Below are 23,111 nucleotides of genomic sequence, written 5' to 3' on the forward strand. Positions count from 1 at the left end.
GACGCCGTCGTCGGCCGCCGCCCCGCGGCGGGCGCGGCCCTGCGGCTCGCGGTGAGCCGGTCGCGCGCGCCTCGGCTGGTCGAGGACGTCCGCTCCGCCCTCGCCGCCGACGTCCGTCCGATGGGATCCGCCGGAGTCAAGGCGATGGCGGTCGTCACCGGGGCCGCGGACGCGTACGTGCACGCAGGTGGGCAGTACGAGTGGGACAGTGCCGCACCGGTGGCCGTCGCCCGCGCGCACGGCCTGCACACCAGCCGGGTCGACGGCTCGCCCCTGGTCTACAACCGCCCCGACCCCTACCTGCCCGACCTGCTCGTCTGCCGCCCCGAGCACCGCGACCGTCTGCTCGACGTGATCGCGGCGGCCACCGTCACCACGAGGGAGCACCCGTGACACGCATGCCCGAGTACTCGCTGAGCCAGATCGACCAGCTCGAGGCCGAGTCCGTCTTCGTCCTGCGCGAGGTCGCGGCCGAGTCCGAGAAGCCCGCCCTGCTGTTCTCGGGCGGCAAGGACTCGATCGTGATGCTCGACCTCGCCGTGCGCGCGTTCTGGCCGGCTCCGGTCCCCTTCCCGGTGGTGCACATCGACACCGGGCACAACTTCCCCGAGGTCCTCGAGTTCCGCGACCGGGTGGTCCGCGAGCTCGGGCTCAACCTCGTCGTCGGCTCGGTCCAGGACGCGATCGACCGCGGCGTCGTGCAGGAGGAGCCGAACGGGTCCCGGAACCGCATCCAGACGCCCGTGCTGCTCGAGACCGCCGAGAAGTACGGCTTCACCGCACTGCTCGGCGGGGCGCGCCGCGACGAGGAGAAGGCGCGCGCCAAGGAACGGGTGTTCTCGTTCCGGGACGAGTTCGGGCAGTGGGACCCGAAGAACCAGCGGCCCGAGCTGTGGAACCTGTACAACGCGCGTGTGCACGTGGGGGAGAGCATCCGCGTGTTCCCCCTGTCCAACTGGACCGAGCTCGACGTCTGGCACTACATCGCCGCCCGCGAGGTCGCGATCCCCTCGATCTACTACGCGCACGAGCGCGAGGTCTTCGAGCGCAACGGGATGGTCTTCGCGAACAACGAGTTCTGCCGTCCGCGCGCCGGTGAGGAGACGTTCGTCGAGACGGTGCGGTACCGCACCGTCGGTGACGCGACGCTGACGGCCGCGGTCCGCTCGGACGCGCGCGACGTCGAGGCGGTGATCGCGGAGGTCGCGGCCACCCGCATCACGGAGCGAGGTGCGACCCGCGGGGACGACAAGGTCAGCGAGGCCGCCATGGAGGACCGCAAGAAGGAGGGCTACTTCTGATGGAGCTGCTGCGATTCGCCACGGCGGGTTCGGTCGACGACGGCAAGAGCACGCTGATCGGACGTCTGCTCTACGACTCGAAGTCGATCTTCAACGACCAGCTCGACTCGATCGAGGAGACGAGCCGTTCGCGCGGGGACGCGTACACCGATCTCGCGCTCCTCACGGACGGCCTGCGGGCCGAGCGTGAGCAGGGAATCACGATCGACGTCGCCTACCGGTACTTCGCGACACCGCGGCGCAAGTTCATCATCGCGGACACCCCTGGGCACATCCAGTACACGCGGAACATGGTGACGGGCGCGTCGACCGCAGACCTCGCGATCGTGCTCGTGGACGCACGCAAGGGGATCCAGGAGCAGAGCCGACGGCACGCGTTCCTCGTCTCGCTGCTGCGCGTGCCGCACCTCGTGCTCGCGATCAACAAGATGGACCTCGTCGACTGGTCACAGGAGGTCTACGAGCAGATCAAGGACGAGTTCACCAACTTCGCGGCCAAGCTCGACATCGCCGACCTCACCGTCCTGCCGATCTCGGCCCTCAAGGGCGACAACGTCGTGACCCGCTCGGCGAACATGCCCTGGTTCGAGGGGCCGTCGCTGCTGCACCACCTCGAGAACGTGCACATCGCGAGCGACCGCAACCTCGTCGACGCCCGGTTCCCCGTCCAGTACGTGATCCGCCCGCACCAGGACCGGCACCACGACTTCCGGGGCTACGCGGGTCAGGTGGCCGGCGGGATCCTCAAGCCCGGCGACGAGGTCATGGTGCTGCCCTCGGGACTCACCACGCGCATCGCGTCGATCGAGACGAAGGACGGGCCCGTGGCAGAGGCGTTCGCGCCGATGTCGGTGGTCATCCGCCTCGAGGACGAGCTCGACGTGTCCCGCGGGGACATGATCTGCCGAGTCCACAACCAGCCGCAGGTGACGCAGGACGTCGAGGCCATGGTCTGCTGGATGACCGAGCGGCCGCTCGTCCCCGGGCAGAAGCTCGCGGTCAAGCACACCACCAGGTCCGCACGTGCCTTGGTCAAACGTCTCAGCTACCGAGTCGACGTCAACACGCTCCACCGCGACGACGCGGCGGACTCGCTGGCCCTCAACCAGATCGGCAGGGTGCGGCTGCGCACGACCACCCCGCTGCTCGCCGACGAGTACCGCCGCAACCGGCTGACCGGGGGGTTCATCCTCGTCGACGAGGCGACGAACGTCACCGTCGGTGCCGGGATGATCATCGACACCGACTGAGCGGTCGAAGATCATCCGTACCGTTCACCCGTTCGGCCCAACCGCCCGCACGGGAGCGGGCCCCTCGCGACGCTTGGCGTTCCCCGGGGGGTCCGCTACCGTTCACCCGATTCAGGTCACGATTCGATATCGGCGTGACACAAAAGGGTGACGCGGAGCGAGCACCCGGACGATGTGAGGTATATGCGGGTGCACAGGTCTCATACCAGGTCAGGTCGTCGTCCTGCCGTGCGCGTCGGACTTGCGGTGGGCACGGCCCTCGCGCTGGTCGTCGGTCTCGGCCTGAGCCAGTGGAGCGTGGACCAGGCGGCGGCCGCGTCGCGCGAGCTGGTGGTCAACGGCACGTTCGACAAGGGGCTCACGGGGTGGCACGCCACGGGAGCGCGGACGCAGAAGCTCACCGTCGTCAAGACCGGCGGGGGAACCGCCCCGCACGCGCGTCTGACGACGTCGAAGACCGCGACCGTCACGCTCAACGACCGGGTCAACACGGTCGCCTCCGCTGCCAAGGGCGAGACCTACCGGGTCACGGCCCGCGTGCGTGCCTCGGCGCCCAAGGTCAACGGCCAGCTGCGGGTGCGCGAGGTCGCCGGCTCCAAGGTCGTCACGCACGGGACGTCGTTCAACCTGCGCTCGACGGCGTGGACCACGGTGAGCCTGACGTTCACGACGCGCCACCCCAAGGCGACCCTCGACCTCAACGTGCTCGCGTGGAGCCTGCGCGCCGGGCAGCGCCTCGACGTCGACAGCCTGTCGATGCGTGCCGTCCCGCGTACGACGACGCCCCCGAGCACGCCTGCGCCCACCACGGCGCCCACCACGGCACCCCGGCCGACGACGACCCCGACGGCACCGCCGACGGCGACCCCGACCCCGTCGCCGACCGCGACCCCGCAGCCGACGACGCCCGCGCCCACGCCCACGCCCACGGCCCAGCCGACGAGCGCGCCGAAGCCGCCCACCGGTGACCGCTGCCAGGCGCCTGTGCCGAGCGGCACGGTCTACGGCGCGAGCATGTCCATGTCGGGCGGAGCCACCGCCGCGTCGGCACTCGGATCCCTCGACCAGGCGTTCGGCACGGTGCCCGTGGTGCGGCTGTTCGACCCGGGTCTGCCGGCGTCGTGGTCCTCGCAGCGCGCCGCCGTGACGTCCGACCGCACCGTCGTCGTCTCGTTCCGGCCCGACCCGGCCGAGGTCAACGCGGGCAAGCACGACGCCGCGCTGCGCGCGTTCTTCACCGAGGCGCCCAGCGACCAGACGATCTACTGGTCCTACATCCACGAGCCCGAGCCGATGATCGACCAGGGCCAGTTCACGGCGGCCGAGTACCGCAAGGCGTGGCAGCGGATCGCCGGCTTCGAGCGTGAGGCGTGCAAGGCCAACATGTACGCGACCCTCATCCTGACGGGCTGGACCGCGTCGCCGTCCTCGGGCCGCTCGGTCGACACCTACTACGCGGGTGACTCGATCATCGACGTCGTCGCGTGGGACCCGTACAACGGGGTCCACGACCCGGACCGTGACTACTACGCGAGCGCCGAGTCGATGTTCGGCTCCGTGGTCGCGGCGTCGAAGGAGCTCGGCAAGCCGTTCGCGATCGCCGAGACCGGCAGCCGTCGCGTCGCGGGTGACGACGGGACCGGCCGCGCCCGGTGGCTCACCGAGATCGGCACGTACCTCGACAAGCACGACGCGGTCTTCGTGACGTACTTCCAGTCGACGCGCGACGCCAACTGGGTGCTCGACGACAAGCCGTCGCGTGACGCGTGGGCGAGGTTCACCGGACGCTGAACCCCGTCCGTGCTGAGGCCGTCGCACCCGGCGCAGGGTGCGACGGCCTCAGCACGTCGGGTCGTCGGGGAACGTGCGGCGCTCGACGAGCCACCGTCCGTCGACCTCGACGAGGTGGAGGATCGTGGCGCTGCGGCGCGAGGCCGTCGGGTCCACGACCGAGGTGCCGTCGGTGTCGACCACGTCGACCCCGCTGTAGTCCAGGCACGCGAGCACCGTGAGCGTGGGCGGGTCGGCGTCGGGTTCGGACGCCGTGACCGTCGCGCTGACCACCTCGGGCTCGCCCGTCTGGACGAGGCCCTCCTCGGCCATCTCGCGCGCGCCCGCCTCGAGGTCGCCCAGCGCGGTCCCGGTCGCGACGTCCTCGAGCAGCAGCGGCTGGTCGGGGTCCTGGCGCAGCCGGGCGTCCGCGGTGACGAACGGCAGCGTCAGCTCGGTGGCTTCGGCCTCGACCGCGACCTCCTCCGGGGCTGCCGACGGGGCCGGCACGGGCACCGCGACGGGCTCCGGCTCGGGCTCAGGGGACTCGGTCGCCGCCGGCGTGCCCGACGGCGACGGCTCGGCCGCCGGGGAGCCGCCCCGGTTCGACGACCAGAGCAGCAACGCGATCCCCGCGACGACGACGAGCGCCAGGACCACCCACAGCCACCTGCGTCCGCGCACGTGCCCACCTCCTCCGACGACGTCCCGCGGCACGGCGCGGGGAGCACCCGACCTCTCGGCGTGATCCTCGCACGCCGAGCCGCGGACGCGCCCGCAGCCTGACCTGCAGGATCGGTAGGTTTGCGCGGTGAGCACGTCGACCCGCAGCCTCGCGGCCGCCTCCGGGGCCAGCTTCGTGGGCGCGATGGTCAGCGCGGGTGCGGGTTTCCTCCTGACCCTCGTCCTGGGCCGGACGCTCGGACCGGGCGGTGCTGGGGTCGTGCTCCAGACGATCGGCGTCCTGACGATCGCCGTCGGGGTGGGCAAGGTCGGGCTCGACACCACGGCGATCTGGTTGCTGCCGCGCACCCGGGCCGACGAGCCTGCGGCCGTGCGCGGCGTCGTCCGCGGGCTGCTCGTGGCCGGGTTCTGCGCCTCGCTCGTGGTGGCCGGGGTGCTGGCGCTGCTCGCGCCGTGGCTGTTCGCCGGTCCGGGATCGGCGCAGGTGCTCGAGGCCGTCCGTGCGACGGCGTGGTTCCTGCCCGCCGCCGTGGTCGCGACCGTGGGCCTGGCCGCCACCCGTGGGCTCGGCGGGATCGGCCCCTACACCCTGATCGGCAGCATCGCGGTGCCCGGGTCGCGGCCCCTGCTCGTGCTCGTGGTCGGTGCGCTCGGGGGCGGCGCGGTCGCGGCCGCGGTGTCGTGGGTCGCCGTGCTCGCCGTCGCGCTGGTGCCCGTGGCGCTCGTGCTGCGCTCGCGCGTCCGGCGGGTCGAGCGCGCCGCGGACGTGGGCGCGGCGCTGCCGCTCGAGCGCGCCGTGGTGGTGCGTGCGGCGCGCTTCACGCTCCCACGCTCGCTCTCGTCGGCGATCGAGCTCGCACAGCAGTGGCTCGACGTCATCCTCGTGGGTGCCCTGGCCGGGCCTGCGGCGGCGGGCGTCTACGGCGCCGCGACGAGGTTCGTCGCGGCGGGCATGGTGCCCAGCACCTCGCTCAGGGTGGTCGTCGCGCCGCAGTTCAGTGCTGCCCTGCACGCGGGGGACACCGGCACGGCCGAGGACGTCTACCGACGCACCACGTCGTGGATCGTCCTGCTCAGCCTGCCCGTGTACGCACTCCTCGCGCTGTTCGGCGGGACCGTGCTCTCGCTCCTGGGCCCCGAGTTCCGCGCCGGCGCCGCGCTGCTGCCCGTGCTCGGCGCAGGGGCGGCGATCTCGGTCATGACGGGCAACGTGCAGTCGCTGCTGCTCATGAGCGGTCGCAGCGGCTGGGTCGCGGTGAACAAGGCCGTCGTGCTGGCCGTGCTCGTGATCGGGCTGGTGGCCGCGATCCCGCTTCTCGGGCTGCCGGGCGCGGCCCTGGCGTGGGCGGTCGCGGCGACGACGGACGCGGCGCTCGCCTCGACCCAGGTGTCCCGGCTGCTGCGCATCCGCCTCGAGCTCGGGGTGCTCGCCACCGCGTTCGGCGCGTCCGCCGTTCCCTACCTGGTGGCGGGCGGCGTGGCGCGCTGGTGGCTCGGTGACTCGGTCGAGGGGCTCGTCGTCGGCGCAGCGGTAGGGTCCGTGCTGTTCGTCGCCGCGACCTGGGCCCTGCGTGGCCGGCTCGACGTCCAGGGGGCCTTCCGGCTCCTGCGCCGCCGCGGTGGCGGCACCCCACGAGAGGAGACCCGGTGAAGCTGGTCAGCTCGACCCACAAGGCGGCCCCCCGGTGGCTCAAGGACGTCGCGAACGTCACCACGCGCCGGTACGGCATGCTCACGGCCGGCGACCGGCCGATGCCCGACTACCTGATCGTGGGCGCCAAGCGGGCGGGGACGACGTCGCTGTTCAACTACCTCGTGCGGCACCCGGGTGTGCTCCAGATGTTCCCGCAGGTGCGCGGGACCAAGAGCACCGACTACTTCTTCCCCGGCAGCGGCCGGTCCGAGCGGTGGTACCGCTCGCACTTCGCGACGGAGCGTGACCGTCGCCGCCGCGCGCGGGACCTCGGCTACCGGCCGCTGAGCGGCGAGGCCTCGCCCTACTACGTGTGGGACCCGCGCATCGCGCCGGCCGTGCGCGCGGCCGCCCCGGACGTGCGGGCCATCCTCCTGCTGCGTGAGCCGGTGCGTCGCGCGTGGTCGCACTACCAGGAGCGGGTCCAGAACGGCGTCGAGCCGCTGAGCTTCCGCGACGCGCTCGACGCCGAGGAGGAGCGGCTGAGCGGCGAGCGGGAGCGCATGGCCGCGGACCCGGAGTACTACAGCGCGGCGTTCGACTTCCACAGCTACCGCTCGCGCGGCGACTACCTGCCCCAGATCCGCAACTGGCTCGAGCACTTCCCGGCCGAGCAGCTGCTCGTCCTGCGCGCCGAGGACCTGTACGGCGACACCCAGGCCACGTTCGACGAGGTCTGCAAGTTCCTGCGGCTCCCGCGCATCGAGATGCCGACGCGTTCGTCCTTCAACGCGACGTGGCGCACGCGCGACCTCCCGCCCGAGTCCGAGGCCGCCGAGCTCGCCGAGTGGTTCGGGCCTCGCAACGCGGCGCTCGAGGAGTTCCTCGGCCGCGACCTCGGCTGGGGCTGAGCCCTCAGGCCGTCCCGGCCGGGGCGTGCTCGCGCTCGTCGCTCGCGTCCTCGCGGCCCTGCTCGTCGTCCGGGTCGTGCCCGTCCGCGACTTCCTGCCCGTCCGGCGCGTCCCGGCGCTCCTGGCCGTCCGGCGCGTCCTCGGCGTCCTCGGGTGACGCCGGCTCCGGGTCGTCGGTCGCAGCCACGGCCGTCCCCCGCGTCTCGGCGGCCCCCCGCGTCTCGGCCGCCGGAGCGGCGTGGCGGTGCGTCGTCGAGCGGTTGTGTGGCTTGCGGTGGCCGCGGACGCTCGTGACCGAGCCGAGCACGGTGCAGTCCATCGCGGCCGCGACCGTGGTCAGCGCCGTGAGCCCGGCGCGCTGGCTCACACGCTCGGCCGCGAAGACGAGCGCCGAGCCGGCGAGCCGCGCGACCGCCATGCGGTCGGCGTCGCTCGCGGACGCGGGGCACACGACCAGCACGAGCGCGTCGTGCACGTCGGCCAGGTGCCGACGGGTCGCACCCACCCACGACGTCGAGGGCGGCACCCACACGGACAGGGGGCGGAGGCGTCCACGGATCACGCCGTGGTCGTCGGCGCTGTCGAAGTCGAGGCCGAGGCGCTGGACCAGCTCCTCGGTGTAGCCGTCGGCGGTCGGCACCACGACGACGCGTACCGGGTGCTCGGCCTCGGCGAGGGTGCGCGCGAGGTCGGCCACGACGTCCCACGCCCCCGCGGTCGAGGGGTCCTCCAGGAACGCGAGCGTCCCGTGCCCGTCGGGCAACGTCGGGCTGCTCAGCACCCACTCGCGCACGATGCGCAGCTGGTCCAGGTCGTGCGCCGAGCGCGGGTCGACCGGCCCCGTCAGTCGCGCGACCACCGGGCCGGCGCCCGCGGCGACGACGTCGACCCCCACGTGCACGCGCCGGTCGCGCGCCTGCCGCACGAATGCGCCCACGAGTCCCAGCGCGGCGCCCACGAGCACCGCACCGCCGCCCACCATGACGCGGTCGGGCGCGTACGCGAGCGAGTTGTCGGCCGCGCGCGTGAGCACCTGACCGCCCGAGGTGTCGACGCCCTCGAACGAGCTCGTGCGGTCGAGCACGGCGTTGACCTGCAGCGTGAGGAGCTGGCGGTCGGTCTCCGCCTGCACCGCGTCGAGGCTCCCGGCCTCGGCGGCGAGCAGCCGCTCGTTGGCCTCGCGGAGCTGCTCGCGCAGCGCCTCGAGCCGGGACTGGTCCTGCAGCAGCACGGACGTGATCCGCTCCGTGGCCTGCTCGGAGCGGAACTCGAGGAAGGCGTCGGCGACCGCGTCGGCCTGGGCCTGCGCGCGCGCCGCGGACAGGCTCGTCACGGAGATCCGCATGATGGTCGTCGAGTCGATCGCGGAGACGCTCAGCCGGCTGCGGATGTCCCGCGGCTCCGTGCCGTCCCCCAGGAGGCCCGCTGCCCGTTCGGCGACCGCCATCGACTGCACCGACGCGGCCTCGGTCTGCATGTCGACGAGGCCGGAGGCGCTGCGGCTCGCGCTGTACGGGTCGGAGGTGATGGCTGCGATGTTGACGACGCTCGTGGCCGTCGCGGTGGTCGGGGCGAGCGCGAGGTAGCCGGCCGCGGCCGTCGCGCCGAGGAGGGCGCCGACGACGACGACGCGCCACCGGCGCACGACCACGCCGAGGTAGTCGCTGAGGGCCACGGTGGGCAGGTCGTCGTCGGTCCTCACTGCACCGTCCGTCCGTTTTCGCGCGGTTTGCCGGGAAGCGCCATGCTAACCCTGGGTCGCACGGCCCAGCGGGTGAACATCCACGCCCACCAGGGGATCTGCACCTCGTCTTCACCCGGTCGGCCGTGTTGTGGCGGCTCGAGCGGCGCCGCTAGCGTCACCCGGACCACCGGCCGAGACGAGGGATCCGATGCGACGGACGACGCAGGGACCGGTAGGTGTGCGCGTCGTCGACGGCACCGGGACCGGACCGCTGGACGACGTCGTCCGGCAGCTGTGGGCCCCCGGGCTCGAGCGAGACCTGCGGGTGACGGTGCGGCCCCGCGGCTCGGCGCGGCCCGCCCCGACCGAGGGCCGTGCGGTGGTGGAGGAGTACTGGGCCGTGCCCGACGCGCGGCGTGCCCGCCTCCTGGTGCCGGCCGCGTCGCGGAGGACCGCGGCCGCGGCCCTCACCGCGTACCCGGGCCTGCGTCCCGCGCACGTGCGGCTCGCGCGCGGGCTTCTCGGCCTCGCGGTGCGCCTCGGCGTGCCGCCTGGCCGCGACCTCGTGCAGGTCAGCGCCCCTGCGGAGGAGCCCGGTCCCGTCGCGCGGGCCGCACGTGCGGCCGGCCACGCGCGGGCGCACGCCGCCGTCGGGGTGCGCCGTGGCGCGAACGCGAAGCCGACGCTCCAGCTCCTCGACGACGACGGTCGCCCCGTGGGCTTCGCGAAGCTCGGCTGGGACACCCAGTCGTCCGCGTTCGTCGCGGTCGAGGACGCGGCCCTCACCGCCGTCGAGGGCGCCTCCGGCCCCTTGCCGACCGGTGCGGGCGTGGCGCACGCGCAGGTGCACGCCCCGCGTGTGCTGGGTCGCGGTGAGCGCGGCGGGCACCCGTACGTGGTGACCGAACCTCTGCCGGTCTCGGCACGCCGACCCGGGCGTCGCGACGCACCCGGCCCGGCCGAGCTGCTCGCGCTCGCGCCCGTCGTGCGGTCGGGGCCTGTCGCGGCGACGGCCCACCTGCGGGGGATCGGCGACCGCCTGCGCGGTGCGTCCGCCTCGACGGACGAGGGTGCGGCCGCCCTCGTGGCGAGCGCGCGCGCCCTCCTCGTCGCGCTCGAGGACCTGGTCCACCCGGTGCTCGTGGCCGAACGTTGGCACGGCGACCTCGTCCCGTGGAACGCGGCGCGCGACGCCGACGGCGTGCTGTGGGTGTGGGACTGGGAGACGGCCGAGCCCGACGTGGTCGCGGGCCTCGACGGCGTGCACTGGGTCATGAGCTCGCCGCGGCCGGCGCCGGCCCGCGTGCCTGACGCGCTGCGGCGGCGCGAGGCCGCGATCCGTGACCTGCTCGCCGGCGTGGGCCACGACCGGCGGGGGCAGGACGTCGTGCTCGCCGTGTACGCGCTGACCCTCGCGGATCGCGGTCTCTCGCTCGCCCGCGCCCGTGGGTCGTGGGGTCAGGTGCTCGTGGGGCCGGAGCCGTTGCGCGTGCTCACGGATGCGGCCTACCGGGTGATTTGTCCGGTTGGGTGACGACTTGGGAGGTTCGGCTCACTACGCTGGACGGACACCCAGCCGGACCGGAGCTCACCGTGAACCACCCCGACGTGCCCGCCCCACCGCCGCGACGAGTCCTGCTCGTCGGCTCCTCCGGCGGGCACCTGACCCAGCTCATGAGCCTGCGCGGGTGGTGGTCCGGCGCCGAGCGCGCCTGGGTCACGTTCCGCACCGAGGACGCCATCGGTCACCTCGAGGGGGAGGAGCGTGTGGCCTGGGCGTACTCGCCCACCACGCGCCACGTCGGCAACCTGCTCCGGAACACCTGGCTCGCGTGGCGCGTGCTGCGCAGCTTCCGGCCCGACGTCGTGGTCAGCACCGGGGCGGGGGTCGCACTGCCGTTCTTCGTGCTCGCGCGCGCCGTCGGTGCTCGCACCGTCTACGTCGAGGTCTACGACCGTGTGGACTCGGCGACGCTCACGGGGCGCCTGTGCCGGCCGTTCACCGACCGGATGCTCGTGCAGTGGCCCGAGCAGGCGTCGCTCTACCGCGACGCCGTCGTCGTGGGACCGCTGCTGTGAACCGGTCCCACGCCGGTCACGGCCGGCGCGTCGTCGTCCTGCTCGGCACGGACGTGCACCCGTTCGACCGTCTGGTCACCTGGGCGGACGCGTGGGCCGGCGACCACCCGGACGACGAGGTGGTGGTGCAGCACGGCTACACCCTCGCGCCCCGCGTCGCGAAGGCCGTGCGCCTGCTGCCGCCACGCGAGCTCGCGGCCCTCGTCGCCGAGGCCGACGTCGTGGTCACCCACGGGGGGCCGGGGACGATGGCCGATGCGCGGGCCGCGGGGCACCTGCCGGTGCTGGTCCCGCGGGACCCGGCGCTCGGCGAGCACGTGGACGGCCACCAGCAGCGCTTCGCGACGTGGGCGGAGCGCAAGGGCCTGACGGTCGTCGCACGCGACGCGGACGCGTTCCGCCGGGCCCTCACCGCGGCGCCCGCGCGGGGTGCGGCGAGCGAGGACGGCCGTGTCGCGACGACGACGGCGCGTGTGGCCGCCGTCGTCGACGAGCTGCTCGGCGACGGCGCGGCCCCCACGACGGGTCCGGTGCTCTACGTCGCGGGATCTGGGCGCAGCGGGTCGACGCTCCTCGAGCGCGTGCTCGGGCAGGTGCCGGGCGTCGCGACCCTGGGTGAGGTGCACCACCTGTGGGAGCGCGGGGTGCGCAAGGACGAGCTGTGCGGGTGCGGTGAGGCCTTCTCGCGGTGCCCGTTCTGGTCCGAGGTCGGACGGCGTGCGTTCGGTGGCTGGGACCCGGCGGCGGCCGACGTCGTCGCGCGTGACGCCGACGCCGTCGACAGGCACCGCCGTGTGCCCGCGAACCTCCTGGCGCGCAGGCGTCGGCGTGCTGCGGTGCTCCGGTACACCGAGCACTACCGCGCGATCTACGCCGCGGCCCGGGATGTCGCGGGTGCGCGCCTGGTCGTCGACTCGGGCAAGCACCCCACCCTCGCGCTGTGCCTCGCGCAGGACCCTCGGATCGACCTGCGGGTGCTGCACCTGGTCCGGGACCCGATCGGCGTCGCGTACAGCTGGTCCAAGCAGGTCGAGCGTCCCGAGGCCCGCGAGGCCGAGGATGCGCTGATGACGCGGTACTCACCCGCGCTGAGCAGCGCGCTGTGGGGGCTGACGACCCTCGAGGCCGAGCTGCTGCGCACCACGCGCGTGCCCGTGGTGCGCATGCGCTACGAGGACTTCGTGGCGCACCCGCGCGAGCGGCTCGAGGAGGCGTGGGCCGGGCTCGGGCTCGACCCGCTGGGGCTCGAGCGGGTCGCGACCACGATGCACCTCGAGCCCAACCACACCGTGGCCGGCAACCCGATGCGCTTCCGCACGGGTGAGGTCGCCCTGCGGCCGGACACCGAGTGGAAGCAGCGCATGCCGCGCGGCGACCGCTGGGCCGTGGCCGCCCTGACCCTTCCGCTGCGCACGTCCCTGGGGTATCGCGATGTCTGAGCACACCCGGACCGACGAGGGCTCCGCGCCCCTCACCACGCACGCCACCGCGCCCGCGGGTGAGGCGGCGCGGCCGCTCGTCTCGGTGGTGATCGCCACGCGGGACCGCCTCGAGCTGCTGCGTGCCGCCGTCGCCGCGGTCCGGGCCCAGGACCTCGACGCGCAGGTCGAGACCGTGCTCGTGTTCGACCAGAGCGAGGTGCAGGAGTCCTTCGGGGACGACGACGACCTGCGGCCCGTGCGTACGGTCGCGAACACGCGCACACCGGGCCTCGCGGGTGCACGCAACAGCGGGATCGCTGCCGCCCAGGGCGAGTACGTCGCCTTCTGCGACGACGACGACCTGTGGCTGCCCGGGCGGCTCGGCGCCCAGATCTCGGCGCTCGCAGCCGCTCCCGAGGCGTCGATGGCGACGTGCGGGATCCTCGTCGAGTACGAGGGCACCCGGCACGCGCGCTCCCTGCCGCGCGACCGTGTGGTCCTGGCCGAGCTGGTACGCGACCGGCACACCGAGCTGCACCCGTCGACGTTCCTCTTCCGCGCGTCCGACCTGCGCACGCGCATCGGCCCCGTGAGCGAGGAGGTGCCGGGCGGGTTCGGCGAGGACTACGAGCTGCTGCTGCGCGCCGCGCGCTCGGGCCCGATCGTCAACGTCCGTGAGCCGCTCGTCGTGGTGCGCTGGCACGGGTCGTCCTTCTTCTTCCAGAGGTGGGCGACCATGGCGGCGGGGCTCGGCTGGATCCTCGAGCGGTTCGAGGAGTTCGACGCCGACGCGCGCGGGTTCGCCCGGATCCAGGGGCAGATCGCCTTCGCCCACGCCGCCATGGGCGAGCGTCGTCAGGCGCTGCGCGAGGTCCTGGCGGCCGCCCGGCGCAACCCGCTCGAGCCCCGGCTGCCGCTCGCAGCACTCGTCGCGCTACGGGTGCTGAGCCCTGCCCTCGTCATGCGGTCGCTGCACCGGTTCGGCAAGGGGATCTAGTGACGCCGGTGGCGCTGCCGAGTGCCGCCGAGCGCCGTCGGTCGGCCGAGCGGGGGAGCGGTCGGCCCGGCCCGAGGGGCACTGCGGGCCCGCCCCGGCGCCGGGCGACCCCGCGCACGGGGCTGCCGAGCTGGCCCGTCGCCGGGCTGCTCGCGGGCTTCCCGGTGTGGTGGCTCCTCGGGCTCGGCGAGCTCGTCTGGCCGCTCGCCGCCGTCGTGATGCTCGCCTACCTCGGCAGCCACCGGCACGTGCGCGTGCCGCGCGGTTTCGGGGTCTACCTGCTGCTCCTCGTGTGGATCGTCGCCTCGGGCACCCAGGTCGACACCGCCGGCCGCATGGTCGGCTTCGTCTACCGGCTCACGCTCTACGTCGCGGCGGCCGTGCTCTTCGTCTACGTCTACAACGCCCGCCGCCACCTCGGCCAGCGGTACCTGCTCGGTCTGTTCACGGTGTTCTTCGCGTGGGTGGTGCTCGGCGGGTACCTGGGGCTCGCGTTCCCGACGGCGACCATCCGCACCCCGCTCGCGATGGTGCTTCCCGACGGCGTGCTGAGCAACGAGCTCGCCCACCAGATGGCGGTGCGCCGGCTGACGCAGTACAACCCGGACGCCTGGAACGTCATCGACCCGCGGCCGAGCGCACCGTTCCTCTACACGAACAACTGGGGGAACGCGTACTCGCTCCTCGTGCCGCTCGTGGGTCTCTACCTGCGCGAGGTGCGGGGGACCCGGAGGTTCTGGCCGGTCGCGGCCCTGCTGCCGGTCTCCCTCGTGCCGGCGTTCCTCACCCTCAACCGCGGCATGTTCGTGGGCCTGGGATTCGTGCTGGTGCTCGTCGCGGCGAGGTTCGCGCTCGGCGGCAGGGTGCGGGCGCTGGGCGGGATCGTGGCGCTCGCCGTCATGGCCGCCGTCGTGGTGCAGCTGCTACCGGTCACGGACCGCCTCGAGAACAGGCTCGAGTCGAGCGGGACCAACGAGTCGCGCCTGACGGTGTACACCGAGACGATCCGGCAGACGCTCGGGTCCCCGCTGCTCGGGTTCGGGGCGCCCCGACCGGCGGAGGGCGTGTCGATCGAGGTGCCCGCCCTCGGTACGCAGGGCCAGGTCTGGATGGTGCTGTTCTCGCACGGGTTCGTGGGCCTCGCACTGTTCCTCGGCTGGCTGGTCTGGCTCGTGGCGAGGTCGTGGCGCAGGCGCGACGTCGAGGGCGTCGTGATGAGTGCGGTGCTCGCGGCCGTGCTCGTCGAGGCCTTCTTCTACGGGCTGCTGGGGCCGGGCCTCGGCATCGCGATGCTCGTGGGCGGGCTCGCGTTGCGGCCTCCCGAGCGTCACCCCGACCTGACGAGCCCGCACGGCGCGGCACCACCCGTTCCCGACCCCGACGCGCGCCGTGCGCCGTCGATCTTCCTGAGGAGCCCGAGATGACCCTGCTCGCCCAGCTGCGCGAGGACGTGCGCGCGAACCGAGGCCAGACCAAGGGGCAGCTCGTCGTCGCGGCGTACCGTGTGGCGCACGCGGTGCGACGCCCGCTCGACCGCCGCCCGCAGCCGTGGGCCCTGCCCGTGGGGGTGCTCTACCGCGTGCTCGTCGAGTGGGTGCTCACCGTCGAGATCCCGTGGGGGACGGTCGTGGGCCGCAGGCTCCGCGTGTTCCACGGTGCCGGCATCGTGGTCAACGACCGCACGGTCCTGGGGGACGACGTCACCCTGCGCCAGAACGTGACCCTGGGCAACGTGCGTCCCGACGGCCCGTGCCCGGTGATCGGTGACCGGGTCGAGCTCGGCGCGGGCTGCATCGTGCTCGGCGGCATCCGCGTGGGCGACGACGCGCGCGTGGGTGCGGGTGCCGTGGTGACGAAGGACGTCCCGGCGGGCGCCACGGTCGTCGGCAACCCTGCGCGCATCCTCGAGCCGCGAGCATGATCGTCCGGGTTTCACCCACTCGGCCCCTATGTCCGGTTTAGGACGATAAGTACCCTGGCAGGACGAACGGATCGTGCCTGCTCCCGGGCACGGCCCCTGGCATCGTCCTGAGGAGCCCTCGTGGCCGGTCACACCTGGCGCGCTCGTCGCGCCCGCGCTGCAGCAGTCGTCGTCGCGGTGCTCGCCTCGGGTGCCGTGGTGCTCCCCGGGACGGCCGCCACGGCCGCCGTCGAGGACCACCCCTACCTGGACGCGAGCCTCTACACGGGCCTCACGTCGGACACCGCGGCGGCCTCCTGCTGGGAGGTCAAGCAGCTGCACCCCGAGTCACCGAGCGGGGCCTACTGGCTGCTGACGCCCGAGATGACCGCACCGGCGCAGTTCTGGTGCGACCAGGAGACCGACGGCGGAGGCTGGGTCAAGGTGGCGCACGGGCGCAACGCGTGGGAGACGCTCGCGGTGGGGCGTGGCAACCCCTCCTCGCTGCTCACGGCCACGCCTGCGGCCAACGCGGTCACGACGCAGCTCCCGGCCCGCACGGTCGACGCACTGCTCGACGACGCGCCGGTCGCGTCGCTCGCCGAGGGTGTCCGCATCCGGCGTGCGGCGAGCATCGACGGGAGCTCGTGGCAGGAGGTGCGGATGCGCTACCTCCGGCTCGACGACTGGGGCTGGACCATGGGCGCGAGCCACCAGCTCGCGGGGTGGACCGTGGGTGGGCTCAACGGCTCGGGCGGCTCGAGCTCGAGCTTCGGCTCCGGCTCGTCGAGCTCCAGGGTCGACACGAGCATCGGGACCAACCACCAGTACACGTGGGGCTTCTCGTACGGCAACGGAGTCACGGGTTCGAGCGCGGCGACCAGCTACCTGTGGACCCCGACCGACGGCCAGGGCGGTGCCCGCCCGTTCGCCGAGGTCTACGTGCGTCCGCGCCTGCTGACGGCCGAGCTGACGTTCCCGGTCGTCCCGAACCAGGGCACCTCCGCCATCGAGCAGGAGCAGGTGCCCGACTCGCTCGCCCTGCCCAGCTCGTGGGGCGTGGCGGGGCTCGCGGGCTCCACCTCGGGTGAGGGCAACGTCGAGGTGCAGGCGCTCGCCCAGGTCGGCAACGTCATGTATGTGGGCGGCAACTTCCGCTACGTGCAGCAGAACGCGTCGGGCTCGGGCCGCGTCGAGCAGAGCTACCTCGCGGCCTTCAACGCCACCACCGGGGCGTACATCCCCGGCTTCACGCCCACCTTCGACGAGGCCGTGCAGGCGCTCACGGCCCTGCCGGACGGCCGTCTGGCCGTGGGCGGCAAGTTCTCGCAGGTCAACGGGAGCTCGGCGAACGGCCTCGTGGTGCTCAACTCCAACGGGTCGCGAGCGTCGGGCTGGACGGCGAACCTGGTCAACAACGTCTCGCCCGGCGTGGCGAGCCTGCGCACGCTGCACGCCGAGGGCGACTGGCTCTACATCGGCGGCAACTTCACGCACGTGCAGGGCGCGACCGGCAACCAGGTGTACTCGCGCAACGCCGCCCGCGTGGCTGTCGCGAACGGGCAGCCCGACGCGAGCTGGCGCCCCGAGTTCACCGGGTCGGTCCGTGACGTCGACGTGGCCGAGGACGGCAGCCGGGCGTACTTCGCGGGCTTCTTCGAGTCGATGGGTACCGAGACCGCCGAGAACGCGGCGGCCGTCTCGACCAGCTCACCCCCGCAGCTCGACGCGTGGACGCCCGTGTGGAGCGCCGACAAGAGCTACCAGCAGGGGATCGAGGAGGTGGCCGACCGCGTGTGGGTGGGCGGTTCCGAGCACTCCCTCTTCAGCTGGGACACCTCGACCTACGAGCGCCTGAGCACCCACATCGCCAACCCCAAGGGCGACTTCCAGGCGGTCGAGGAGGGCAACGGCTTCGTCTTCGCGGGGGCCCACGCCAACAACTTCCTGTACGACGGCGCGACTGCGTGGCCGAGCGTGGGCAACGGCTGGTCCGTGGTCGACACGATCGGCTGGATCGGCGCGTGGCGCACGGGCGACGCCAAGGTGGTCTCGACCTTCAGCCCGACCATGCGCTCGCGCCTGGGCTCGGGCATCTGGGCGATCGAGGTCGCGAGCGACGGCACCGTGTGGGCCGGCGGCGACATCGAGTCCGGACGTGTGACCGGCAACGGCAACGGCTGGCTGGGCGGCTTCGCACGCTTCCCGCAGGTCGACGCGACCGCACCGAACGCCCCGGGCAACCTCCGCGTGGGCTCGCAGACGGCGACCACCGTGACGCTCGCCTGGAACGCGCCCAGCGGCGGTGTCGGCTCGGGCGGCAGCTACCAGGTGATCCGGGACGACCGCGTGATCGCGACCGCCTCGGGGACCTCGCTGACCGTCCCGAAGGGCGGCGGCAACCGCTTCTTCGTGCGGGCGGCCGACGCCGCGGGCAACGTCTCCGCGAGCACCCCGGTGCTGGTGGTGCCGGGCGGGAACGCGCCCCCGGTCCCGGTGCTCGCCCACAGCGTGGACGGTCTCGACGTCACGTTCGACGCGACCGGATCGACCGACGACCAGGGCGTCGCGGCCTACTACTGGACCGTCGACGGCACGTCGTCCACCGACGCGACCTTCACGCACACGTTCGTCGCGGGCGGCACGTACCCCGTCACGCTGGTCGTCGTCGACACCCAGGGTGCGTGGCGGCGCGCCGAGCTGAGCCTCGAGCTCGTGCAGCCGCGACCCGCGGACGCGTACGGCGGCGCCGTCTTCGATGACACCCCGCTCGCCTACTGGCGCCTCGACGAGACGTCGGGCACCGTCGCGCAGGACGCGGCGACCGGGCAGGCCGTCGGCACCTACCAGGCCGGCGTCACGCAGGGTGAGGCGACGGCGCTCGTCGGGGTCACGGGTACCTCGGCACGCTTCGACGGGTCGAACGACCAGGTGGTCGCGACGTCCTCGATGCCCGGCCCGACGACGTACGCGGCCGAGGCGTGGTTCCGCACCACGACGACGCGGGGCGGGAAGATCTTCGGCTTCGGCAACGCGTCGAGCGGACTGTCGAGCAGCTACGACCGGCACGTGTACATGACGAACGACGGGCGTCTCGTCTTCGGCGCCTACACGGGGGTCGAGAACCGCGTCACCTCACCCGCGGCCTACAACGACGGCCAGTGGCACCACGTGGTGGCGCAGCAGGGGCCGGCCGGCATGGAGCTGTTCGTCGACGGCGCCCTCGTGGGCAGCGACCCGCAGACCGGGTCGCAGGCGTACACGGGCTACTGGCGCGTGGGCGGCGACAGGGTGTGGGGCGGTGCCTCGAGCAGCCACCTCGCGGGCTGGATCGACGAGTTCGCGCTCTACGCGGGACCGCTCAGCGCGCAGCGCATCGCCCAGCACCACGCGGCGGGCACGGGCGTCGGCAACCAGCTCCCCACGCCGTCGTTCACGGCCGACGTCAGCGACCTCACGGTCGACCTCGACGCCTCCGCGAGCGCCGACGTGGACGGCACGGTCGACTCCTACGCCTGGGACCTGGGCGACGGGGCCGCCGCGACGGGGGTCCAGGTCGAGCACGCCTACGCGGCGGCGGGCACGTACAACGTGACCCTGACCGTCACTGACGACCAGGGCGCCACGGCACAGCTGTCGCAGCAGGTGACCGTGACCGAGCCGCCGAACCAGGCGCCGACGGCGTCCTTCACCGCCGACGTCACCGACCTGACGGTCGGCCTCGACGCCTCGGCGAGCAGTGACGCCGACGGCACGGTCGCGGCGTACACGTGGGACCTCGGGGACGGCAGCACCGCGACAGGTGCGACCGCCGAGCACACGTACGCCGCGGCGGGTACGTACACCGTCTCCCTGACCGTCACGGACGACGACGGCGCGACCGACGTGGCTTCCGAGCAGGTCACGGTGACCGAGCCCGAGGAGCCGGGCGAGCCGGTCGTCTCGACCCCCGTGGCCGAGGACGCGACCTGGTCCTGGCGCTTCGAGACCGAGGCGCCTCCGGCCGAGTGGAAGACGCTCGGGTTCGACGCGTCCTCGTGGGAGACCGGTGCCGCACCGCTCGGGTGGGGCTCGTCGGTGGTCACCACGGACATCGACATCGACGGCCCGACGACGGACCGCTCGCGCGCGGCCTACTTCGTGCACGAGCTCGAGATCGCCGATGCGTCCGACGTCGTGGAGCTCGAGCTCGACTCGATCGCGGACGACGGCGTGGTGATCTACGTCAACGGCACCGAGGTCGTGCGGCACAACATGCGCGACGGCGACGTCACCCACATGACCTTCGCGCCGAGCGCGCGCAGGTACGCGGTCGCGGCAGCCGACCCCGTGGTGGTCGACGTCCCGGTCGGGCTCCTGGTCGACGGCACCAACGTCATCGCGGCCGAGACCCACGTCAACTACCGCGGTACGCCCGACCTCACCTTCCGCCTCGAGGCCACGCTGACGGAGCAGTCCGGCGGTGCGCCGACCACCCCGCCGGATGGTGGCGGGGGCGACGGCGGCGGGGGCGACGACGGTGGCACGGGCGAGCCGCCGGCCAACGCGGCACCGACGGCAGCCTTCACGGCGGCGGCGAGCGACCTCGGTGTGACGCTCGACGCCTCGGGCTCGAGCGACACGGACGGCACCGTGGCCGGGTACGCCTGGGACCTCGGGGACGGGTCGACGGCGACGGGGGCGAGCGTCGAGCACACCTACGCCGCGGCCGGCACCTACCCGGTGACGCTCACGGTCACCGACGACGACGGCGCCACGGCGAGCGTGACGCAGGACGTCGCGGTCACCGCACCGGCCGACCCGGGGGAGCCCGTCGAGGGCGTCGAGTCCACCCTCGTGGCGGCCGACGCGACGTGGGCGTGGCGCTACGAGGCCGACGCCCCGCCGGCCGAGTGGAACCAGCCGGGCTTCGACGCGTCGTCGTGGGAGACCGGAGGCGCGACGCTGGGCTTCGACGCCCCGGTGGTCGTCACCGACATCGACATCGACGGGCCCACGTCGGACCGACCGCGGGCCGCGTACTTCCGGCACGAGGTCGAGATCCCGGACGCCTCGGCCGTGCAGCGGCTCGTGCTCGACTCGGTCGCGGACGACGGCGTGGTGATCTACGTGAACGGCACCGAGGTGGTGCGGCACAACATGCGCGACGGCGAGGTCACGCACCTCACCTACGCGCCGAGCGCACGCAACCACCTCGTCGCGGCCGACGACCCGGTGGTCGTCGAGGTGCCGCTCGAGCTGCTCGTCGACGGCGTCAACGTGATCGCGGCCGAGACCCACGTCAACTACCGGGCGACCCGGGACCTCACGTTCCGGCTCGAGGCGACGATGACGGCCGTCTGACGCGGCGGCGCGTCAGCCCAGCAGGGCGGCGATCCGCCGCACGGCGTCCTCGACGCCGACCTCGGACGTGTCGAGCACGAGGTCGGCGTCGAGCGGCTCCTCGTACGGGTCGTCGATCCCGGTGAAGCCGGTGATCTCCCCGGCCCGGGCGCGCGCGTACAGGCCCTTGCGATCGCGCGCCTCGCACACCTCGATCGGCGTCGAGACGTGCACGAGCACGAGCCGGCCGTGCGGCTCGACGAGCTCGCGCATCTCGGCGCGCACCCGCGCGTACGGTGCGATGGGGGCGCACAGGGCGATGCCCCCGTGCCGGGCGACCAGGCCCGCGACCCAGGCGATGCGCAGGAGGTTGGTCCGCCGGTCCTCGGGCGAGAAACCCAGACCAGCGCTGAGGTGACGGCGCACCTCGTCGCCGTCGAGCAGCGTCACCTCACGCGGGTCGTGGCGCAGCAGGTGGTCCGCGAGGGCGCGCGCGACCGTGGACTTGCCCGAGCCGGACAGCCCGGTGAGGAGCACGACGACACCGTCGCCACGACGGTGCCCGGCGACCCCCGTGCAACGGTCGACCACGCGGGCGCCCGCGGCCAGGCGCGTCAGCGCCTCTCGGCGCAGGGGGGTCGTGTCGGCCCGGGACGGCAGGACCAGCAGCTCGACCGGGGCGCTCCCGCCGAGAACGCGCTCGGCGCGGTCGAGCAGGGCGAGCGTCTCCCGCTCCGGCGCCCGGGCGGACGCGACGACCACGACGCGCGCCCCGGCGCCGAGGTCGGCGAGCTCGGTGCGGATCTGAGTCAGGTGGACCTCGTCGAGGCCGTCGAGGGCGAGCACGGGTGCGCGGCGGGGACGCGCGCGCCGCCCGCGCGCGACGCCGCCCTCGACCGGGCGGCCGGCGACCGGGCGACCGCGCACGACGATCACGCCGTCGCGCGCCTCGGTGTGCTCGGCGACGAGGCGGCCCACGGGCGTGCCCCCGCGGTCCTCGAGCACGAGCTCCACGGGCACGCCGTCGGCCGGGTGGGTGTGGGCGAGCCGCACGGCCAACGACGGCTCGGCCGTGAGGCCCGCGAGGTGCAGCTCGAGCTCGGCGAGCTCGTCGTCGTCCAGCACGTGGCTCACCGGCCGACCTCCTCGAGCGCGCGGCGCGCGCGACGCTCGCGCTCCTCCGTGAGCGCCAGCGCGGGGAAGCCGTGCCGACGACGCACGAGCATCCAGGCGGCCGGCGCGACCAGGAGGGCGCCCACCAGCAGCAGGGCGGCGTGCGCGTCACCCACGCCGAGAAGCTTGAGGGCGCTCGCGAGCAGGATGAACGCGAGGGCCCGCCGGACGAACCCGCCGCGCAGGCGCGCGGACAGCTGGGCGCCGATCCACACGCCGGGGATGCTCCCGATCAGCAGGGGTGCCGCGACCGTGAGGTCGAGCTCGCCGAACAGCGCGTGGCTCAGGGCGGCGGCCGCGACGAGCGGGACGGCCTGGACCAGGTCCGTGCCGACCAGCTGGCTCGCCTTGAGCCCGGGGTAGAGCAGCATGAGCCCGATGATGATGAGCGAGCCCGAGCCCACCGAGGTCATGCCCACCACGAGTCCGCCGACGACGCCCAGCAGCACGGTGGGGAGCCGGCGCACCTCGACGTCGGGCCGGTCGGACGGCAGCGGCTCGGCGCTGCCGTCGCGTCGGCGCGCGCGCTCGATCAGACGCATGTAGGCGCGGACGGTCAGGCCCAGCGCCGTGACGAGGAGCGCGACGCCGAGCGCGGTCTTGATCGCCGCCTGGACGCCGTCACCCTCGCCGAGGGCGCGCAGCACGAGGACGCCGCAGAACGCGGAGGGCACGGCACCGACGGCGAGCCACAGCACGAGCCGCAGGTTGACGGTGCCGTGCCGCAGGTGGACCACCGAGCCGACGGGCTTCATGACCGCGCTCGCGAGCAGGTCGCTCGAGACGGCGGTGAGCGGCGGGACGTTGAAGAAGAGCACGAGCACGGGCGTCATCAGCGCACCGCCGCCCATGCCCGTGAGGCCCACGACGATGCCGATGCCGAAGGCGGCGGCGACGAGGGTGGCGTCCATCCACCCAAGTCTGCCGCCCGGTCTGCCCGATTCCGACCGATCCGCTCGGATTTCACCCATCAGGCCCACGGCGAC

17 protein-coding genes are annotated in these 23,111 nt (G+C 73.6%); 13 read left to right on the forward strand and 4 right to left on the reverse strand.

Translation table 11 applies throughout. The features are described from left to right. The 4 genes from GXB85_RS16785 to GXB85_RS16800 all read left to right on the forward strand — a co-directional run. Positions 1–393: inositol monophosphatase family protein (locus GXB85_RS16785; RefSeq protein ID WP_304515680.1), on the forward strand; the 393-nt coding region annotated here is incomplete at its 5' end. Positions 394–398: 5 nt separating this feature from the next. Further along, the gene (cysD, locus tag GXB85_RS16790; protein WP_202628104.1) at positions 399–1,301 is read left to right on the forward strand and encodes a sulfate adenylyltransferase subunit CysD; all 903 of its coding nucleotides are present in this window, start codon (positions 399–401) and stop codon (positions 1,299–1,301) included. Beyond that, a complete protein-coding gene (gene cysN, locus GXB85_RS16795) occupies positions 1,301–2,551 on the forward strand; it encodes a sulfate adenylyltransferase subunit CysN (RefSeq protein ID WP_161918817.1) in 1,251 nt (416 codons plus the stop codon). The genes cysD and cysN overlap by 1 nt, the downstream gene beginning before the upstream one ends. 228 nt (positions 2,552–2,779) lie before the next feature. Further along, positions 2,780–4,342, forward strand: a complete 1,563-nt coding sequence (locus GXB85_RS16800) for a carbohydrate binding domain-containing protein (protein WP_161918818.1) — start codon at positions 2,780–2,782, stop codon at positions 4,340–4,342. A gap of 48 nt (positions 4,343–4,390) precedes the next feature. On the opposite strand, the gene GXB85_RS16805 is transcribed toward GXB85_RS16800, so the two are convergent. Further along, positions 4,391–5,005: a hypothetical protein gene (locus GXB85_RS16805; RefSeq protein ID WP_161918819.1), complete on the reverse strand. Its 615-nt coding sequence runs from the start codon at positions 5,003–5,005 to the stop codon at positions 4,391–4,393. Between the two features lie 127 nt (positions 5,006–5,132). On the opposite strand from GXB85_RS16805, the gene GXB85_RS16810 reads away from it, so the two are divergent. Continuing rightward, on the forward strand, positions 5,133–6,656 hold the full coding sequence (locus GXB85_RS16810; RefSeq protein WP_161918820.1) for a polysaccharide biosynthesis C-terminal domain-containing protein: 1,524 nt from the start codon (positions 5,133–5,135) through the stop codon (positions 6,654–6,656). Beyond that, positions 6,653–7,549 (forward strand): sulfotransferase domain-containing protein, encoded by an 897-nt coding sequence (locus GXB85_RS16815; RefSeq protein ID WP_370524307.1) that lies wholly within the window; start codon positions 6,653–6,655, stop codon positions 7,547–7,549. The genes GXB85_RS16810 and GXB85_RS16815 overlap by 4 nt, the downstream gene beginning before the upstream one ends. A 4-nt stretch (positions 7,550–7,553) precedes the next feature. Here the strand turns inward: GXB85_RS16815 and GXB85_RS16820 are convergent, their stop codons facing one another. Continuing rightward, positions 7,554–9,251 carry a hypothetical protein gene (locus GXB85_RS16820; protein WP_161918821.1) on the reverse strand — a complete coding sequence of 566 codons (1,698 nt, stop codon included), beginning with the start codon at positions 9,249–9,251 and terminating at the stop codon, positions 7,554–7,556. A gap of 190 nt (positions 9,252–9,441) precedes the next feature. On the opposite strand from GXB85_RS16820, the gene GXB85_RS16825 reads away from it, so the two are divergent. From GXB85_RS16825 to GXB85_RS18630, 7 genes are all read left to right on the forward strand, one after another. Continuing rightward, positions 9,442–10,767: a hypothetical protein gene (locus GXB85_RS16825; RefSeq protein WP_161918822.1), complete on the forward strand. Its 1,326-nt coding sequence runs from the start codon at positions 9,442–9,444 to the stop codon at positions 10,765–10,767. A 59-nt stretch (positions 10,768–10,826) separates the two neighbouring features. Continuing rightward, a complete protein-coding gene (locus tag GXB85_RS16830) occupies positions 10,827–11,312 on the forward strand; it encodes a UDP-N-acetylglucosamine--LPS N-acetylglucosamine transferase (protein ID WP_370524308.1) in 486 nt (161 codons plus the stop codon). Then, complete coding sequence (locus GXB85_RS16835; RefSeq protein WP_202628103.1) at positions 11,309–12,751, forward strand: sulfotransferase; 1,443 nt, start codon at positions 11,309–11,311, stop codon at positions 12,749–12,751. Before GXB85_RS16830 ends, GXB85_RS16835 begins: the two co-directional genes overlap by 4 nt. Continuing rightward, positions 12,744–13,730, forward strand: coding sequence for a glycosyltransferase (locus tag GXB85_RS16840; RefSeq protein WP_161918823.1), 987 nt, complete (start codon positions 12,744–12,746; stop codon positions 13,728–13,730). The genes GXB85_RS16835 and GXB85_RS16840 overlap by 8 nt, the downstream gene beginning before the upstream one ends. Before the next feature lie 8 nt (positions 13,731–13,738). Beyond that, entirely contained in the window at positions 13,739–15,154 is a 1,416-nt protein-coding gene (locus GXB85_RS16845; protein ID WP_161918824.1) for an O-antigen ligase, read from the forward strand. Continuing rightward, positions 15,151–15,651, forward strand: coding sequence for a serine O-acetyltransferase (locus GXB85_RS18625; RefSeq protein WP_161918825.1), 501 nt, complete (start codon positions 15,151–15,153; stop codon positions 15,649–15,651). Before GXB85_RS16845 ends, GXB85_RS18625 begins: the two co-directional genes overlap by 4 nt. 120 nt (positions 15,652–15,771) lie before the next feature. Further along, complete coding sequence (locus GXB85_RS18630; RefSeq protein WP_161918826.1) at positions 15,772–20,973, forward strand: PKD domain-containing protein; 5,202 nt, start codon at positions 15,772–15,774, stop codon at positions 20,971–20,973. A gap of 12 nt (positions 20,974–20,985) precedes the next feature. On the opposite strand, the gene cysC is transcribed toward GXB85_RS18630, so the two are convergent. Next, entirely contained in the window at positions 20,986–22,086 is a 1,101-nt protein-coding gene (gene cysC, locus GXB85_RS17965) for an adenylyl-sulfate kinase (protein WP_370524309.1), read from the reverse strand. Next, complete coding sequence (locus GXB85_RS16865; protein WP_161918827.1) at positions 22,083–23,036, reverse strand: sulfite exporter TauE/SafE family protein; 954 nt, start codon at positions 23,034–23,036, stop codon at positions 22,083–22,085. Before GXB85_RS16865 ends, cysC begins: the two co-directional genes overlap by 4 nt. Between the last annotated feature and the right edge of the window lie 75 nt (positions 23,037–23,111).

It is taken from the genome of Cellulomonas sp. APG4, from assembly GCF_009996735.1.
Taxonomy (GTDB): Bacteria; Actinomycetota; Actinomycetes; order Actinomycetales; family Cellulomonadaceae; genus Actinotalea.